Source organism: Campylobacter sp. 2018MI13, from assembly GCF_018501135.1.
GTDB lineage: Bacteria > Campylobacterota > Campylobacteria > Campylobacterales > Campylobacteraceae > Campylobacter_E.
Window position 1 is genome coordinate 1 of record NZ_JAHCZC010000037.1, and the last position, 17,262, is coordinate 17,262.

The following is a 17,262-nucleotide window of genomic DNA, read 5'->3' on the forward strand; positions in this document are numbered from 1 at the left end:
CAATTATATAGCAATAAAAAATTATTTAAAAGTAGGTATTTTTATAGCGTTATTATTTTTTTCAATTATTGGAGTTTATAATCAACCAAGTGTTATTACTCCATTTATCGGAGTGTTTTCAGATAATACCAAAAATCATTTTTTAAATAAGTCCATAATAAATCTTAAGGATTATCAAGCTATAAATATTGCAAATAGGCTAAATCCAATTACATTTTATCTAAACGCAAGTCAAGCTAAAAAAGATTTATTAGCTAGTAAAGACATAATAAAAGAAGATGAACTTATTTTAGGTGCTTATAACAAAACTTTACAAAAAGGTAAAAATGCTGATGAAATTATGGCTAGGATTAATATAATTTATTATATTCTTATGTTTTTGTGCTTATTTTCTTTGCAAAAAACAGCTAGAAAAAATTCCATAATCCCTAATTGATTTTGTGGTGAAAATCTTAATTCATAATCTAAATACGAATTAAGATTTATTATTTTTCAAAACATATAATTTCTAAAATATTTTAGAAAGTCATTAGGTAATGAATACGCTTATATTTGGAATTGTTTTTGGATTTTTATTAGCAAGATATAGATTTTGCTTTTTTTCTGGTTTTAGAAATCTTTTTTATTTTAAAGATTTTTCATTTGTTAGTGCTTTAAGTTTTTGTATATTTTTACAATCTCTTGGCTTATTCACATTAGAACATTTTAAACTAATTACCATACCCGAGTTTAAATTCTCAATACTTGCTACTATTATAGGTAGCTTTGTATTTGGCGTTGGTATGGCGTTTAGCAAAGCTTGTGTTAGCGGTAGTTTTACTAGGGTTATTAATAATAGTTCTTATTTAATAACGGCTTTTTCTTTTGCTTTTAGTATGGCTTTATTTAATGGAATATTTAAAAAATATATAGATATTTTTACAAAAAACGAGCTTACTAATATTCATACTTTTTTAAATATTTCGCCTTTTATTTTAGTGATTTTACTTGGAATTTTAAGTATATATTTAATCTATAAAGCCAAAAAAATCAGCATTCTAGCAATAGTTTTAGCAATTTTAAGTCTTTTGATGTGGAAAATGATTGGTTTTAGTTTTACTTTATCAGTTCCTAGTAAAAATATGATTTTATATCTAGTAACCAATCAATATAGGTATTTAGATTCTGGAGTTTATTTTTTATTTGGTTGTATTTTAGGTGGGATTGTTGCGAATTTAAAATCATTTTCGCTTCAAGGTGTATCGCTAAAACAAGGATATTTTAGTGTAATTGGAGGCTTTTTGATGGCTTTTGGAGCTTCTCTTGCAAGTGGTTGCAATGTGGCAAATATTTTAATAGCTAGTGCTTATTTTAGCTTTCAAGCTTTTATATTTTTACCTTTTATGCTTTTTGGATTTTTGATTATTTTAAGGAGAGTATCGTGAAAAAATTAATTTTATTGTTTGCACTTATTTTTAGTGCTTGTTTTAATGCTGATAATGTTAAATTATTAAATACTGATGAGTTTAAAGCTAGATTAAATAGTGATTATTTGATAATTGATACAAGAATTGATAGTTATTATAATGGTTTTAGCGAAGATGGGGCAAAAAACGGCGGTCATATTAAAGGGGCTTTAAATATTAGTGCTTTATCAATGGATTTTGTTGAAAATAAAAAATTTGAAGAATATTTCAAAGGCAAAGGCATTACAAAGGATAAAAAGCTCGTATTTTATGGTTCTAATTTAGATGAGATAAAAAAAGTTAGCTCGGAGTTTTTAGCTCGTGGTTATAAAGGCGAGATTTATGCTGATTTTATAGATTATGCAAATAATAATGATTTAGTAAAACTTAAAAACTATCAACTAGCAGTCTATCCTAAATGGCTAAATGACTTAATGCAAGGCAAAAAAGTTGAGAGTTTTGATGGTAAAGACTTTATGGTTTTTGAGGTTAGTTGGGGAGAAAATAGTGATGAATACAGCGAGCATATAAAAGGTGCTTATCATTTTAATACTGATTTAATAGAGAATGCTCCTGTTTGGAATTTAAGTGATGCAAAAACTTTAGAAAATAATCTTTTAAGCTTAGGAATAACAAGCGAAAAAACTATAATTTTATATTCTAAAAATCAAATGGCAGCTTTAAGAGTATTTTTTGCACTAAAATACGCTGGGGTTAAAGATGTTAGATTTTTAAATGGTGGGCTATATTCTTGGCAAGAAGCAGGATTTAGCATAGAAAAAACTTCAAATATACCTAATAAAGAAAGTGATTTTAAAGCGATAATTCCTGCAAATGCTAATATAAATATATCAATGCCAGATGATATTAAAAATTATAAAGGAGATTTAAAGTTAGTAAGTATTAGGGCTTGGGATGAGTTTATAGGTAAAATTAGTGGTTATGATTATATACCAAAAAGTGGTGAGCCAAAAGGAGCTATTTGGGGATTTGCAGGGACAAATTCATCTAATGTGGCTGATTATTATGACCCTGATGGAACGCTTAGAAATCCTTATGAAATATATGAATTATGGCAAAGTCAAGGCATTAATAAAAATGATAATTTAGCTTTTTATTGTGGCACAGGCTGGAGAGCTAGTGTTGCTTGGTTTATTGCCTTACTTGATGGTTGGGAAAATATTTATGTATATGATGGTGGCTGGAATGCTTGGCAAATGGATGAGAACTTAGAAGTGCAAAAGAATTTAGATTTAGTTAAACCTGATTCAAAAAACGATTATGGAGCAGTGTTTAAAGAAGGTGCTAGTTGTAAAAGCTAATCAAAAGCTATTCTTAAAGAATAGCTTTAATCATCATAAAATGATTATAAAGAGTATATGCAACACTAAATAAAATTATTGTAATTGTTAAAATGAGAGTTTTGCTAAGTGTAGGCTCAAAAAAGCTCTCGCTTAAATTAATTTGTATTTTTTGATTAAGCGATGAGCTTTTAAAATTTTTATAGTTTTTTAATTATCTAAATTGCCTTCTTTCAAATTTTGCTTCAGGTTTTGCTTTTGGATTTATGGGGAAAATACCAGCGAAAAATTTTATATCTAAAAAAATAAGTATCCAAAAACCCCAACTATGTATTGATTTATAAAAATTAAATAGTATATAAGTTATTATACAAAAAGCAACAAAATGGCCAGATGAAAATGTTCTCTCGTGTTCGTAAGTAATTTCAGCTTGACAACCCCTGCATACTTTTACACCAAATCTTAATTCTTCATCACAAAAAGGACATATCATCGTTTTTGTATTCTTTGACATAATTGTCTCCTATTTTGATTTATGTGTTAAATAATAAAAAAAAAAAAAAACAACGCATTGTAAATATTTTCAGCCTTTCGTAATACCTTAAATTACTTAATCGTATTGCTATTAGTTTTAAAAAACTTGTTTGTTTAGATTGATTAGAGCTTAGAAGTGCAAAAGAATTTAGATTTAGTTAAACCTGATTCAAAAAACGATTATGGAGCAGTGTTTAAAGAAGGTGTTAGTTGCAAAAGCTAGACTAAGTAAGCCTAACACCAAGAGTTTGAAATTAGTTAAATTAAGTTTTTATAAGTGTTAGGCCAAATTAATCTAGTGCTAGGCTTAATGCCTAGCTATTTTTAGAATGTATATTTTGCTTCAAATCTGATTAGTTTTTCATCTTTTTTACAATCTTCTATACCTTCATAATTTTTTGTTTTACCATAAGCATAGAATGCTGAGAAGTTTAATTTGTCGCTATATTTATAAGATAGTTGTGGCTTAACTTCAAATAATTTTTCTTTATCAGTTTTATCGCCATTTTTGATTTTATTTGTTCCGTTAATAATATCAACACCAAATCTTACATCTTCAAATGTATAACCAATTGTTCCGAATACGAAATCTTTTTTACCTACTGCTCCTGTTTGGTAATCTTTCATAGCGTATTCGCCATAATTAATCAATTTGCCACTATCTTCTATAGTATTAATTGTAGCTTTATCCTTTTTACCATAACCAGCATAACCTATATTAAAATCTAAGCCGAATGCGTCAAAGCCAGCTTCAATAGCATAAAAATTACCATTAGCTACTTCGTCGCCTGTAGCTTTTTTTAATAAATCTTTTCTATCTTTTTTAAGATTATTACCTGCGTATTGAGCGTGAATATTGTATGCGAAATCATCTTTATCACCTAAATTAACATTGAAATCTACCGTATATAATGTGCCCCAACTAGCCATATTTGCTACCCATAACTCTGCTGCTACTGGGTCAAAATTAGCAATTGCTGCTATACCATATATATTTTTACCACTTACACTTTTTATACTATCATCATCATTTTTTGTAGCAATAACGCCTAAATCACTATCTTTATTGTAATTATCAAAAGCATAAGCTGCTAAAGTTACATTCTCAATGCTATTATTTACGATTTTTAATCCTGTTCCTAATAAATCATCAGTCCAAATTGAGCCAATTTCCATTCTACCGAACATAAATGAGGTATCGTAATTCGTGTAAGTTAAATAAGCATCTCTTATATTAAAAGTTTTGCTTGTATTTATATTATTTTCAACTTTATCTCTTAAAGCTTCATTAGATGGTGTTAAACCTGGTTTGTTTAAAGCAAATGAAGCATCTTGGTTTGAATACTGAAATAATGCAGTAGCTTTAAAATTATCAGCTATATCTGAAGTGAATTTTAATTGAGCTTTATATCCGTGTAATTGGATTGTATCTTTTGTAGATTTGTCTTTTAATGAATTTTTTTCGCTAATTCCTTCATATCTATATCTTAACATACCTGATAAATCTACATTTTGAATAGCTTCATCTAAAGCAACAGCATTTGCAACTGACATTGAACCTGCAGTAATTACTGCAATTAAACTAAGTTTTACTAGTTTCATTTTTACATCCTTTTTTTAAAAATTGCAATGCTATTCTACCCCCCCCCATCTTTAAAATAAACTTAAATGGAATAATTTTTTTAGAATTTAAAAAAGTCAAATTTTATTTTTAATTTATCTTAAAATTATCTTAATTTAAGATTTTATTAAGATTAAAAACATATAATCAGCTTTTTAAAAAATTTTGGCAAAGGTAAAATCATGACAAAAATAACAAAGCCAAACGAAGTTAAAAGAGATTGGATAATTGTAGATGCTGAAGGTAAGCGTTTCGGTCGTCTTTTAACAGAAGTTGCGACAATATTAAAAGGCAAACATAAGCCTTGTTATACACCAAATGTTGATTGCGGAGATTATGTTGTAATTATCAACGCATCTAAAGCAGAATTTACTGGAACAAACAAAGCTGATGATAAATTATATCACAGACATTCAGGCTATTTTGGAAGCACTAAGAGTGAAAAATTCGGTGATTTATTAGCAAATAATCCAGCAAAATTATATAAATTAGCAGTTCGTGGAATGTTGCCTAAAACTACTTTAGGTCGTGCAATGCTTAAGAAATTAAAAGTTTATGCAGGTAGCGAACACCCACATACAGCTCAGGTAAAAGGAAAGTAAAATGGCAAAAGTTTATGCAACAGGTAAAAGAAAAACTGCAATAGCTAAAGTTTGGGCTAAGGCTGGAAGTGGTAAAATTATAGTGAATGGCGTTGATTTAAATACTTGGTTAGGCGGACACGAAGCTATTAAATTAAAGGTAGTTCAACCTTTATTAGTAACTAAGCAAGAAGGTTTAATGGACATTACAGCTAGCACATTAGGTGGTGGTTATAATGCTCAAGCTGAAGCTTTAAGACACGGAATTTCTCGTGCTTTAGCTGCTATGAGTGCTGATTTTAGAGCGCTACTTAAACCACAAGGTTTATTAACTCGTGATAGTCGTGTGGTTGAGCGTAAAAAATACGGCCGCAGAAAAGCAAGAAGAAAACCACAATTTAGTAAACGTTAATTCGATTTTGAAATTAGGAGTATTTATGAAAAAGATGAGTTTAGTTTTAAGTGCAGCTGCAATGATAGCTGTTAGTGCAAATGCAAGTGATATTAATTTTGAAGGCTTAGAAATAAGCCCAATCGCTACATACAATGTTCCAGAAGGAAATCTTGACCTTATGAATAAATTTGGTTATGGATTAAGAATTGGTTATATGTATGGTGCAGTAGGAACAGAAATTGGTTATGAACACCAAAAAGGTGAATATAAAAGTATAGATAATGCAGGTCATACTCCAGTGGGTATTGATAGAGGTTATTTAAACTTAGTATTCCCAGTTAAAGTTGGTGATACTAACTTTGATTTCTATGGATTATTAGGTGTTGGTTATGAAAACTTCAGCGAAAATCTATATGACAATAAAAACGGAATGTTTGGTCATTATGGTATTGGTTTAAAATATAAAATTTACAAAAGCTTTGGTTTAAGAGCAGAAGTTCGTGACCAAATTAAATTCCGCCACGCTGATCACCATGTAATTAGTACTTTAGGTGTAATTTTTAACTTTGATGGTAAAAAAGAAGAAGTTGTTCCAGCTCCACAACCAGTTGTAGAAGTTAAACCTGAGCCAGTAGTTGTTAAACCTGAGCCAAAACCACAACCAAAACCAAAAGCATGTTATGATTTAGAATTAGTTAAAGTTAATTTTGGATTTGATAAGAGCAATGTAACTGCTAACTATATTCCTGAAATTGAGCGTTTAGCTAAATTAATTAAAGAAGAGCCTGCATATTTTGCAAATATCACAGGATATACAGATTCAATCGGTACATCTGCTTATAACAAAAAATTATCAGAAAAAAGAGCTAAAGCAGTAAAAGCTGAACTTGTAAAAGCTGGTGTTAGTGAAGACAGAATTAATCCAAGTTGGGCTGGCGACCAAAATGCAATCGGCGATAACAAAACAAAAGAAGGCCGTGCAGCAAACCGCAGAGTTGAATTAAAAATCATCTGCCAATAATTTTATAAATTATTTTTAGGTTTCACAGATTATGTGAAACCTTTTCTTTTTTTCTTCTAAATTATTACAATTTTAATAGTATTATTCGCTTCATTTTATTTTTTTAGGTTTATTATGAAGTTGAGTATAAAAGATATTATTTTTATGAATTTGATCGGGATTTTTTCTTTAAGACAAATTCCTTATGTCGCACAATACGGAGCTAGTTCTATTATTTTATGGCTTTTTGTAGCATGTGGATTTTTTATTCCTTTAGCTTTGATATGTGGAGAACTTGGTTCTAGATTTTCTAAGGGTGGTGGTATATTTTTATGGATTAATAAAGCTTTTGGAGTAAAAGTAGCTTATTTTTGTTTGATTTGTTATCTTTTATCTTGTTTAGCTTTTTTCCCAATGATGTTGTATTTCGCAGCAAATTCTTTAGCTTATATATTTAATTTACAGGCAAAATCTTATTTTATCGCAATATTTTCTATATTGAGTTTTTTTATTTTGACATATATAAATTATAGGGGTTTTGAATATACAAAATTAATAAATAAAGTATTTGTTTATTTTGGAATTTTATTTCCTACATTGCTTTTAATAGTTGTAGCTTTAATGTTTTATTTGACTAATCACAAAATCACAACTCCTTATAATTCAGGGTATTTAATTACACTTGATTTAAATACTTTAGTGTTTTCAAGCACTATGATGTTTGCATTTGCAGGGCTTGAGCTTAGCACAATGATAGGTGCTAAAATTGATAACGCTCAAAAAAATTATCCAAAAGCTATATTTTTTAGCGCATTTATAATAGTAGGTATTTATATTTTAGGCACTTTTTGTGTTAATGTGATATATCCTGCAAAAGATACTGATATATTAGATGGTATTATGCAAGCAATTACTTATGCTGAAAACAATTTGGGTTTTAAAGGTCTTAGTCAATTAATGGCTTTTAGTTTATTTGTAGGCACTTTAGGGCAGATTAATTCTTGGTTGGTAGCGCCAATATATATGCTAGCTAATGCTTCAAAAGAAGGAATAATTAAATTTTATGAAGCAAAACCACATCCAAAATATAATACCCCTTATAAGGCTTTATTTTTTCAGGCATTTTTAGTTAGTATTATTTGTATATTTTGTGTATTTTTTAATAAATCTCAAGATATTTATTGGCTACTTAGTTCTCTTACTACGGTTAGTTATTTTTTACCTTATATTGCAATGTTTTTAGCATATTTTAAATTAAAAAATTATTGTGAAAATGAATTAGAATTTAAAATACAAAATCAAATTCTTAGTTATTTTTTAGCGATATTAGGTCTTAGTAGCGTAGTATTTGCTTTAATATTAAGTTTTATTACTCCAAACGAAGAAGAGCAAAGTGAATTAATATATTTTTTACAAATTATGAGTTCTCCTATACTAGCATTAATAATTGCTATTTTTAGTTTTAATAAAACTCGTAATAAATAAAGCTTATTTAATATTTATCAAAATATTATTGTTTTGATAAGTATTTTTTTGTTTTTTTATAGGTTTTTCTCCGCTGATGCTAATTTGTATATATTCATCTGGAGTTGGTTCCTTTATTTTTATGGGTTCAGTTTGGGGAATTTCTTCTTGTAATTCTTCTTCATCTTCAAATAATATATCTAAAGCTTTTTTTAATTTTCTTAATTTTTTTTCATCTAATTCACTTATTTTTTTTTGCAAATCATAATTTATATCATCGTTTTGATATAAATTTTTAGGTATAGTTGGGTCTTTCCAATCTGGATTTTCACTAAAAGGAATTTTATCTCCAGGAAAATCTAAAGTATATGCAAATAAATTTAAACTTAAAATAAAAACAGCTAATTTTCTCATATTTTTTCCTAATTAAATTTTTCATATTATAAAAAGTTATGAAATATATTATATTTTTTTTCAAAAAAAGATAATAATTTATAATAAGTGTTACTTTTATACACATTTTTTAAAGTTTTAAATACAATTTAAATACATTTTATGAATTATTCTGCTAAAGTAATCTTAATTTTTTAATTTTTTTTAAGGAGAAATGATGAAAAGAGCAATTTCTATTATTATTTTGATTGCTATTCCATTTTTATTCGCTACTATTTTGCCCGTGCCAAGTGGCTTAAGCGAAGCTGCGTGGGTAATGTTTGGTATTTATCTTTCAGCAGTTTTAGGTCTTGTATTTAAGCCTATACCAAATTCTATGGTATTAATTACTGCAGTGGCAGGAACTGCACTATTTATGGGACCTTATTTAGGTGGTGCAAAAGAAGCTACAAAACAAGCTTTAAGTGGCTATGCAAGTTCAACTACTTGGATTATAGTTTCTGCATTTGCTTTAAGTATTGCATTTACAAAAACCGGTCTTGGTAAAAGATGGGCTTATTTTTTAATAGGTAAATTTGGTAAAACTACTTTAAGACTTAGCTATGTTACTGCATTTTTAGACTTAGTAGTATCACCTGCAACTCCATCAAATACTGCAAGAGCAGGCGGAATTGTCTTTCCAATTGTAAATTCAATCGCACAATCTTTATCAAAAGATAAAGTTGAAACAGAAAATAGAGTAGGTGCATTTTTGGCGTGTAATTCTTATATGAGTACAAAAATGACTTCATTTATCTTCGCAACCGCAATGGCTGGAAATATGCTAGTGATTGGTTATGCAAATGATATTTTAGGAACTCACTTAAATTGGGGGAATTGGGCTGTTGCTATGATAATTCCTGGTATTGTGTGTTTATGTGTAATTCCATTAGTTGTTTATATTTTTGTTCGCCCTGATATAAAAAAGATTGATAATGTAGTAATTTCAAAACAAGGCTTAGAAGAATTAGGAGAGATGAAAAGAAGTGAGAAAATGCTTGTTTTAATCTTTGTTCTAGCATTGCTTGGTTGGTCTGTTCCGTCTTTAGCTAGTTCTTTATTTGGATTAAAGATTGATATAGATGCTACTGCAGTAGCTGTTGGTGCTATGAGTTTATCAGTATTACTTGGCGTTTTAAAATTTGAAGATATAGCAGGTTCTAAAGAGTGTATAGGGACATTATTTTGGTTTGGTGGTATTATGTCACTATCAGGTATGATGAATAAATTGGGCTTTTTTAAATGGCTTGGAACATTTATTCAAGGCAATATGAATTTAGATTTAGACCCATTGATAGTATTAATAATCATTGGTTTTATTAGTATTATCGTAAGATATTTATATGCTAGTGCAACCGTTTTCATTACAACTCTTTTACCGGTTTTATTTTTAATAGGCAAAAGCGCAGGAGTTGATCCATATTTATTAGCATTTTTATTAATTACTACAAATTCTTATGGCGGAGCATTAACTCATTTTGGTGGTCCTGCTGCTTCAGTTATTTTTGGAGCTGGATATAACACCGTAAAAGAATGGTGGATTACTGGATTTGTAGTGGCTATGGTATCTTTTATTTTATGCCTTGTAATAGGTCTTCCTTATTGGGAAATGTTAGGAATGAATTAATTTTTTTTCTTGTTTTGATAGGAATATCAAAACAAGAATTTCATAATCAAATATTAAGTAAAATATATTTAAAATATCACACTTTTATTTTTTTATAAGCAAATTTTATTATCATATGCAATTTTAGCCCAAGTGGTGAAACTGGTAGACGCGCTAGACTCAAAATCTAGTAGGAGCAATCCTGTGTCGGTTCGAGTCCGACCTTGGGCACCATAAATAAAAAAGGAATATAAAAATGCCAAAAGACGCAAACGGAAACGAATTACAAGCAGGAGATAATGTTAGCGTTATTAAAGATTTGAAAGTAAAAGGCAGTTCTTTAACTATTAAAAGAGGAACTAATGTAAAAAACATAAAGCTTACTTCAAATGATGATGAAATAGAAGCAAAAGTTGATAAACACGGAGTTATAGTTTTAAAAACTTGTTTTTTAAAAAAGGCTTAACATTTATGAAAAAATTTTTAACATTTTTACCTATTGCTTTATTAGCAAATCCATTTGATGACTTAGTAAATGCGTATAATCAAGAAGATTATAAAACTTCTTATGATATAGCTAGTTCTATTTGTAAGCAAACTTGCTCTGATATTAATTTAAATCTAATTATGGGTAAAAGTGCTTTTAGATTAGGTTTATACGATGAAGCTTTAGCTGCTTATGATAGGGTTTTAGTATTAGATGATACTAATACAGAAGCGAGATTACAAAGTGCTATTATTTATCAAAAAAATGGGAATTTAGCTTTACTTAAATTAGAACTAGAGAATTTAAAAGATGATGAACGCTTAAATGATGATGAGAAAGCTTTAGTTGCTAGTATGTTAAAAAATGTTAAATATCAACAAAAAGCCAATAATGAAATAAATATACCTTATGCGAGTATTGGTTTTGGATATGGATATGATAGCAATCCAAAAAAGCAGAATTTAAAAGATAGTTATTTACCAGTACCACAATTAGGCATTAATTTTCCAATACCAGGTGCTAAGCACCAACCAGCTAGTAGTATTTTAGCTAATCTTAATGCTGGCTATAAAAAACAAGTTAATAATGTATATGATTATGATATAAATATTAATTTTTATAATAAGTATTATATAAAACCAATTGAAGAAGATTTTCAGAATTTAAGTGTATTTACAGCTTCAATTAATAATGGTTTTGAGATATCAAGACAATTTAAATTAAATATTTTAATGTCTTATGATTATATTATTTTAAAACAAAAAAGATATTTAAATACCTTTACAGCAGATATTTCAGGTGATTATTATACTGAAAGTGGGCTAGCTTTTGGTCTAGGCTATACAATTAATCACAATAATTATTTGATAGAAGATAATAAAGAGAATGATTCAAATCATCATAGTATTTATGCTATGAGTAAGATTATTTCTCAAAGAAGTATGTCTTATCTAAAAATTGCTTATGATATAGAAAAAACTAGCAGAATTAAAGAAAGTTCAAATAATTATAAAGAATATTCAGCTACTGCCGGAATTATTTATATGTTAAATAAACAAGTAATATTAAAAGCAAGTTTAGGTTATGCTAAAAGTAAATATGATGAAAAAATCTTCTTAAATACGAGAAACGATATAACCTATAGGGTAAATTTTGGTGCTGAATACAATATGGATCATCATAATTTCTTCTCACTTGATTTAGGATATAATAGGGTAAAATCAAGTATTGAATACAATTCTTACGATAATCTTTACACTAATTTAATGTATAAATATAAATTTTAAGCTAACAACCTTTTAAAATATGCTATAATTTGGCATCATTTTGAAAGGATACGCTATGAAAAAAATATTATTGTTATTAAGTGTAATAACTCTAACCTATGCAAGCGTAGGTAAAATATCAGCCATTAGAGGTGATGCAGTAGTTATCTCAAAAGGTAATGAAATAAAAGCTTTATTAAATCAAGAACTTGATGAAAGCGATATTATAAAAACGGGAAACAATGCAAGATTACAAATAATCTTTAATGATAACACCGTTACTACTCTAGGTAAAAACACAAGCTTAGAAATAAAACAATTCTTATTAGATGGAAAAAACTCTAAAGTAAATCTTGAAGTAAGTGAAGGAAGCTTTAAGGTAATTACAGGAGAAATCTCAAAATTAGCAAGAAAGAATTTCTCTTTAAAAGCTCATACAGCAACAATTGGTATTAGAGGAACAGTGTTTGTAGGAGAAGTTGGACTTAATATAAATAAATTAGCTTGCTTACAAGGTGCAATAGATGTTAGATTAGGTAATAAAACTTCTTTAATTGATTCAGGAAAACAAATAAGCTTTTCAAATACTAAGGTAATTAAAGTTGAACCTTTAAAAGTAAATGATTTTTCTTTAACCAAAGCAAATATTAACGAAGATAATAAACCAGAAAAAATACAAGAAAAACAAGAAGATAAACAAAGCACTACAAATAATAACAATAAAGTAACAAGTATTACTTTAAGTAGTGATATTAAAGCTGAAAACACTAATTCAAATTCTAAAAATACTTTACAAACTAGTGAGCAAATGAATATTGCAAGCGATATTAAAGAAGAAGTAACTGAAATCATTGCAAAAAATGATAATTCTTTAAATACAGATAATGTGCCAGAAATTGCTCCAAATAAACCTAGTGATGATTTAGGTATTCCAAGTAATCCAAATACGACACCAGATACGCCAAGTAATCCTGATAATAATACAAGCACACCAGAAAATAAGCCAAATGATAATAATGTGGCAATACCTGATGTGCCAGTGATTAAAGATGAAAAAGAATGGACTAAATTAGAACCTTCTATACCTAATAAATACTTTGCTAATAACAATGTAAATAGTTATTATTACTATTCAGAAGATTTAAATTCTAAAAGTGCAGCAAGTCTTAATTTAGGAACTATGACACTTGATTTATATGGTAGAAAATTAGAAAACGATAAGAGTGTTAAATCTTTTGATTATTATACTTTAGATGGTAAAAAGAATACTCTTACTAGCAATAGCTACAATGTTTCTGATTTAGGAACTAAAGAAATCAAAACTCAAAATTATAACTTGCAAAATACTAGTCTTAATACGCCTAATGCTGAAAAGAATTTAGAATATTCATCAGATTATGCTAGTTTTAGTGCAAATAAAAATGAATTAAAAGCTCAATTAATTGGTATTAATTATGATTTAAGCAAATCAGATTTATCTCATTTTACAACTTTAAAAGATGATTGGAATAGTTTTAAAAGTGATATAGAAAAAAATAATCAAACAGCTATTAATTATTACTCAAATACAAATTCTGCCGCTGAACTTGATTTATCAAGAGGACTTTTAACTTATTATTCAAAAGAGCAAACTAAAAAAGATGGTAGGGATAGTGCTTATAATTTAAGATATTTTGTTATGAACCATAATTATTTGCAAATGCGTGAATATGATATAGAAGATTTAGAATACAACGGCTATACAATGAATTTTCAAGCTCCTACTGATGTAGATTCAACTTCGGATCATTATAGAACTACTGCTTATGTCAATAAAGAACAAATTGAATACACTGCAAAAAATGGTAGTTTGGATTTAAATATTTTAAATATAAAAGAAAATTTAAAAGGCACCAATTCTTCAAATTATAGAAAACAATTAGCTGATTGGGATAATGAAAAAAATAAATTCTTTAAAGAATTTTATACAAACCCAGCTCAAGAATTTTATTATGCTGATACGAAAAATAATTATGTTAAGTTAAAGCCAAGTGATTCGTATTTTGCTAGTTATAGCAAGATTAATGATACTTCTGATGTTTTATTTGAATTACAGAATAGTAAATTACTAGGAGTGTATAATAAAAACAATGTAATAACTAGAATAAATCCTCAAGTAAATTCAACTATGGATATTGATAATTCTCAATATAAATTAAAAATTGATAGCAATGAACTTGATAAGACTTCTATTAAATTAGAAACGGAAGCAAGTAAGGCTAAATTACAAATAGAAAGCAAAATAGCAAATGAGGATTTAAAGATAAAAACAGATGAATTAAAAAAATCTTTAAATATTTCAGATATAAATAAAAAGATTAATGAGATTAAAAATAAGTAAGGAATATATATGAGAAAACTTGTAATTTTATTAAGTGTAATAACTCTAACCTATGCAAGCGTAGGTAAAATATCAGCCATTAGAGGTGATGCAGTAGTTATCTCAAAAGGTAATGAAATAAAAGCTTTATTAAATCAAGAACTTGATGAAAGCGATATTATAAAAACGGGAAACAATGCAAGATTACAAATAATCTTTAATGATAACACCGTTACTACTCTAGGTAAAAACACAAGCTTAGAAATAAAACAATTCTTATTAGATGGAAAAAACTCTAAAGTAAATCTTGAAGTAAGTGAAGGAAGCTTTAAGGTAATTACAGGAGAAATCTCAAAATTAGCAAGAAAGAATTTCTCTTTAAAAGCTCATACAGCAACAATTGGTATTAGAGGAACAGTGTTTGTAGGAGAAGTTGGACTTAATATAAATAAATTAGCTTGCTTACAAGGTGCAATAGATGTTAGATTAGGTAATAAAACTTCTTTAATTGATTCAGGAAAACAAATAAGCTTTTCAAATACTAAGGTAATTAAAGTTGAACCTTTAAAAGTAAATGATTTTTCTTTAACCAAAGCAAATATTAACGAAGATAATAAACCAGAAAAAATACAAGAAAAACAAGAAGATAAACAAAGCACTACAAATAATAACAATAAAGTAACAAGTATTACTTTAAGTAGTGATATTAAAGCTGAAAACACTAATTCAAATTCTAAAAATACTTTACAAACTAGTGAGCAAATTGAAATTAAAGAAGAAATTAATAATAAAGTAGTGGCTTTATTAGAAAAAGAAGATGATGAAAATTCTGATAATAATAAAGAAGATGAAGAAAATAATGATAATGACACAAATAAACCAGATATGCCAATAGTTCCTAGTGAGCCTGTTTATAATAAATATTTTTCAAATGCAGACAATAAAAACTATTATTATTCATCAAATACTAGCCTAAGAAGTGGCGATGTTAGACAAGACGCTGCAGAGCTTAATGTAAAAAAAGGTAGTTTAAATATCCTTAGTAATACTAAAAGCGGTAATAATATTACAGATTTTAAAAAAATTAGCGTTACAAATAATCAGCTAAACATATTAAAAACTACAAATGATGCTAATAGTGTTGAAGATTTTTCATATAGTTTAACAGATACTACAATTAGTGGTTTAGATGGATATAGCGATTTAAAATTTAGTGCTAATGATGGAAAAGTAAGTTATACTGCTAATAAAGAAAAATTAGAAGCAAATATTTTAGATGATAGTTTTTCTATGTTAAAAGACACAAGCACAAATTCTAATTATAATGCTATAGATAAAGAGTGGGGTAATTTTACAAATACATTATTTGAAAAAAACAAGGATTATTTCAATGTATCAGATTTAAATAAGGTATTTTATTATGGTTCAAATAAAGCTGCAATGCAGTTAAATCTTAAAAATTCATCTATTGCTTATTATTATGCAGATGCAAAGGAAGCTAAAAAACTTTATGCTGATTTTAAATATGCAAATAAAATATATTACGAAAACGCAACGAGTTCAGGAAGTTCTTATGATAAGCAAACTTATGATGTATATAACAAAACCATATCACCTATTAACGGCTCATCTACTTATAATATACAAGCAAATGCTTCTAATGGCATTAAAAATCAAGATTTTGCTTTAAAAGCAGATAAAAATAAAGCAGAAATTAATTTTGGAAGTGTAATTTCTAGTTTGATGGATACTCAATTAGACCCGCAAAATAGATTTCAATACTTTTCTAATGAATTTGATAAATATAAAGATACTTATAAAAGTAAATATTTAGGTGCTGATGAAGATAAGGAATATTTTTATGCAGGTAGTGGAAGCTCAATTAAATTAAATCCCGCTAAGCAAGAAGTAGATAGTTATGTAGTATATGATGGTGGGTATGGAAATATTTATAGGATAACTTTTGATAAAAATATCGGAGATGCTACCTATGTTAAAAGAACTAATGGAGTGGTTCAAGATGTTAAACATTCTCAAAAATTTAATATAAATAGTATTAGAGATGTAAATTCAGGTTATACACTAACAGTAGGCGATAGCAATAATGATTATAATTTTGAAGTGAAGGCTGATAAAGTTGGAGCTATATTAAAAGGTAATGTTGTTATAAATGGAGCTAATCATAACGTAGATTCTGATATTTTACAATATGTAAATACTTCTGCAGCACATAAATTAGTTAAAGATACTTACGATAAAGCAGTTCAAGGAAAATAATAATTTTTAGGGGAGTTAGATTTGACCTAATTCTCCTAATAAACTTCTTAATTTATCATTTCTATATTTTATTTCTTCACTACATTTCCTAGCAATATCTATGCAGATATTTAAAAAATTAGTAGTTTCATCATTTTCAAAATCTATTTTTTTGACATTAGTTAGTTTGTCTTGATTAATACAACTAAAAATATATGTAATCACTTTTAGACTAGGTGTTAATAGCAAATATCTTTTATTGTGATATATAATATATTGTTCGTTACATTGTGTTGTTAATAGCGTGATTATTTCTTGTTTTATTTGCTCGTAAGGAGTATTTGGGAAATCTTTTGCTACCTTTTTGATAAATTTTTCATCATTAATTCTATCTTCTTCACTCTGCAAAAACACACTATCATTATCAAGTAATGTTTCAAGTTCTTTTAATATTTCAATAGCTCTAATGTAATTTTTCATTTTACCACCTACTTTATTTATTACATTTATATTACAT

15 protein-coding genes, 1 tRNA gene and 1 pseudogene are annotated in these 17,262 nt (G+C 27.6%); 13 read left to right on the top strand and 4 right to left on the bottom strand.

What is annotated here, in order from left to right; all coding sequences use genetic code 11:
- From KJQ99_RS05160 to KJQ99_RS05170, 3 genes and pseudogenes are all read left to right on the top strand, one after another.
- Positions 1-436: pseudogene (locus tag KJQ99_RS05160) on the top strand (hypothetical protein); the annotation flags it as partial.
- Between the two features lie 100 nt (positions 437-536).
- A complete protein-coding gene (locus KJQ99_RS05165; protein WP_214150188.1) occupies positions 537-1,424 on the top strand; it encodes a YeeE/YedE family protein in 888 nt (295 codons plus the stop codon).
- Positions 1,421-2,767, top strand: a complete 1,347-nt coding sequence (locus tag KJQ99_RS05170; RefSeq protein ID WP_214150189.1) for a rhodanese-like domain-containing protein — start codon at positions 1,421-1,423, stop codon at positions 2,765-2,767. The genes KJQ99_RS05165 and KJQ99_RS05170 overlap by 4 nt, the downstream gene beginning before the upstream one ends.
- A gap of 193 nt (positions 2,768-2,960) precedes the next feature.
- Here KJQ99_RS05170 and KJQ99_RS05175 read toward each other — a convergent pair whose 3' ends face one another.
- Complete coding sequence (locus KJQ99_RS05175; RefSeq protein ID WP_214150190.1) at positions 2,961-3,260, bottom strand: hypothetical protein; 300 nt, start codon at positions 3,258-3,260, stop codon at positions 2,961-2,963.
- 344 nt (positions 3,261-3,604) lie between these two features.
- Complete coding sequence (locus KJQ99_RS05180) at positions 3,605-4,882, bottom strand: major outer membrane protein (protein ID WP_214150191.1); 1,278 nt, start codon at positions 4,880-4,882, stop codon at positions 3,605-3,607.
- 201 nt (positions 4,883-5,083) lie between these two features.
- On the opposite strand from KJQ99_RS05180, the gene rplM reads away from it, so the two are divergent.
- From rplM to KJQ99_RS05200, 4 genes are all read left to right on the top strand, one after another.
- Complete coding sequence (gene rplM / locus KJQ99_RS05185; protein ID WP_214117630.1) at positions 5,084-5,503, top strand: 50S ribosomal protein L13; 420 nt, start codon at positions 5,084-5,086, stop codon at positions 5,501-5,503.
- A gap of 1 nt (position 5,504) precedes the next feature.
- Positions 5,505-5,894, top strand: a complete 390-nt coding sequence (gene rpsI / locus KJQ99_RS05190) for a 30S ribosomal protein S9 (RefSeq protein WP_214117629.1) — start codon at positions 5,505-5,507, stop codon at positions 5,892-5,894.
- A 25-nt stretch (positions 5,895-5,919) separates the two neighbouring features.
- Entirely contained in the window at positions 5,920-6,897 is a 978-nt protein-coding gene (locus KJQ99_RS05195; RefSeq protein WP_214150192.1) for an OmpA family protein, read from the top strand.
- Positions 6,898-7,041: 144 nt separating this feature from the next.
- Complete coding sequence (locus KJQ99_RS05200; protein WP_214150193.1) at positions 7,042-8,361, top strand: APC family permease; 1,320 nt, start codon at positions 7,042-7,044, stop codon at positions 8,359-8,361.
- A 3-nt stretch (positions 8,362-8,364) separates the two neighbouring features.
- Here the strand turns inward: KJQ99_RS05200 and KJQ99_RS05205 are convergent, their stop codons facing one another.
- Positions 8,365-8,754, bottom strand: coding sequence for a hypothetical protein (locus KJQ99_RS05205; RefSeq protein ID WP_214150194.1), 390 nt, complete (start codon positions 8,752-8,754; stop codon positions 8,365-8,367).
- 196 nt (positions 8,755-8,950) lie between these two features.
- Between KJQ99_RS05205 and KJQ99_RS05210 the strand changes: the two genes are divergently transcribed.
- From KJQ99_RS05210 to KJQ99_RS05235, 6 genes are all read left to right on the top strand, one after another.
- On the top strand, positions 8,951-10,399 hold the full coding sequence (locus KJQ99_RS05210) for a DASS family sodium-coupled anion symporter (RefSeq protein ID WP_214119728.1): 1,449 nt from the start codon (positions 8,951-8,953) through the stop codon (positions 10,397-10,399).
- 126 nt (positions 10,400-10,525) lie between these two features.
- Positions 10,526-10,612 (top strand) — tRNA-Leu (locus KJQ99_RS05215).
- Positions 10,613-10,634: 22 nt separating this feature from the next.
- Positions 10,635-10,844 (top strand): alkylphosphonate utilization protein, encoded by a 210-nt coding sequence (locus tag KJQ99_RS05220; protein ID WP_214117624.1) that lies wholly within the window; start codon positions 10,635-10,637, stop codon positions 10,842-10,844.
- 5 nt (positions 10,845-10,849) lie between these two features.
- Positions 10,850-12,151, top strand: coding sequence for an outer membrane beta-barrel protein (locus tag KJQ99_RS05225; RefSeq protein WP_214117623.1), 1,302 nt, complete (start codon positions 10,850-10,852; stop codon positions 12,149-12,151).
- Between the two features lie 55 nt (positions 12,152-12,206).
- Entirely contained in the window at positions 12,207-14,510 is a 2,304-nt protein-coding gene (locus tag KJQ99_RS05230) for a FecR family protein (protein ID WP_214150195.1), read from the top strand.
- 9 nt (positions 14,511-14,519) lie between these two features.
- Positions 14,520-16,766: a FecR family protein gene (locus tag KJQ99_RS05235; RefSeq protein WP_214150196.1), complete on the top strand. Its 2,247-nt coding sequence runs from the start codon at positions 14,520-14,522 to the stop codon at positions 16,764-16,766.
- Between the two features lie 15 nt (positions 16,767-16,781).
- On the opposite strand, the gene KJQ99_RS05240 is transcribed toward KJQ99_RS05235, so the two are convergent.
- Positions 16,782-17,262: hypothetical protein (locus KJQ99_RS05240; RefSeq protein ID WP_214150197.1), on the bottom strand; the 481-nt coding region annotated here is incomplete at its 5' end.

Coding starts and splice junctions, on each gene's coding strand:
- KJQ99_RS05165 (WP_214150188.1), top strand. CDS start 537: ATGAATACGCTTATATTTGGAATTGTTTTTGGATTTTTATTAGCAAGA.
- KJQ99_RS05175 (WP_214150190.1), bottom strand. CDS start 3,260: ATGTCAAAGAATACAAAAACGATGATATGTCCTTTTTGTGATGAAGAA.
- KJQ99_RS05180 (WP_214150191.1), bottom strand. CDS start 4,882: ATGAAACTAGTAAAACTTAGTTTAATTGCAGTAATTACTGCAGGTTCA.
- rplM (WP_214117630.1), top strand. CDS start 5,084: ATGACAAAAATAACAAAGCCAAACGAAGTTAAAAGAGATTGGATAATT.
- rpsI (WP_214117629.1), top strand. CDS start 5,505: ATGGCAAAAGTTTATGCAACAGGTAAAAGAAAAACTGCAATAGCTAAA.
- KJQ99_RS05195 (WP_214150192.1), top strand. CDS start 5,920: ATGAAAAAGATGAGTTTAGTTTTAAGTGCAGCTGCAATGATAGCTGTT.
- KJQ99_RS05200 (WP_214150193.1), top strand. CDS start 7,042: ATGAATTTGATCGGGATTTTTTCTTTAAGACAAATTCCTTATGTCGCA.
- KJQ99_RS05205 (WP_214150194.1), bottom strand. CDS start 8,754: ATGAGAAAATTAGCTGTTTTTATTTTAAGTTTAAATTTATTTGCATAT.
- KJQ99_RS05210 (WP_214119728.1), top strand. CDS start 8,951: ATGAAAAGAGCAATTTCTATTATTATTTTGATTGCTATTCCATTTTTA.
- KJQ99_RS05220 (WP_214117624.1), top strand. CDS start 10,635: ATGCCAAAAGACGCAAACGGAAACGAATTACAAGCAGGAGATAATGTT.
- KJQ99_RS05225 (WP_214117623.1), top strand. CDS start 10,850: ATGAAAAAATTTTTAACATTTTTACCTATTGCTTTATTAGCAAATCCA.
- KJQ99_RS05230 (WP_214150195.1), top strand. CDS start 12,207: ATGAAAAAAATATTATTGTTATTAAGTGTAATAACTCTAACCTATGCA.
- KJQ99_RS05235 (WP_214150196.1), top strand. CDS start 14,520: ATGAGAAAACTTGTAATTTTATTAAGTGTAATAACTCTAACCTATGCA.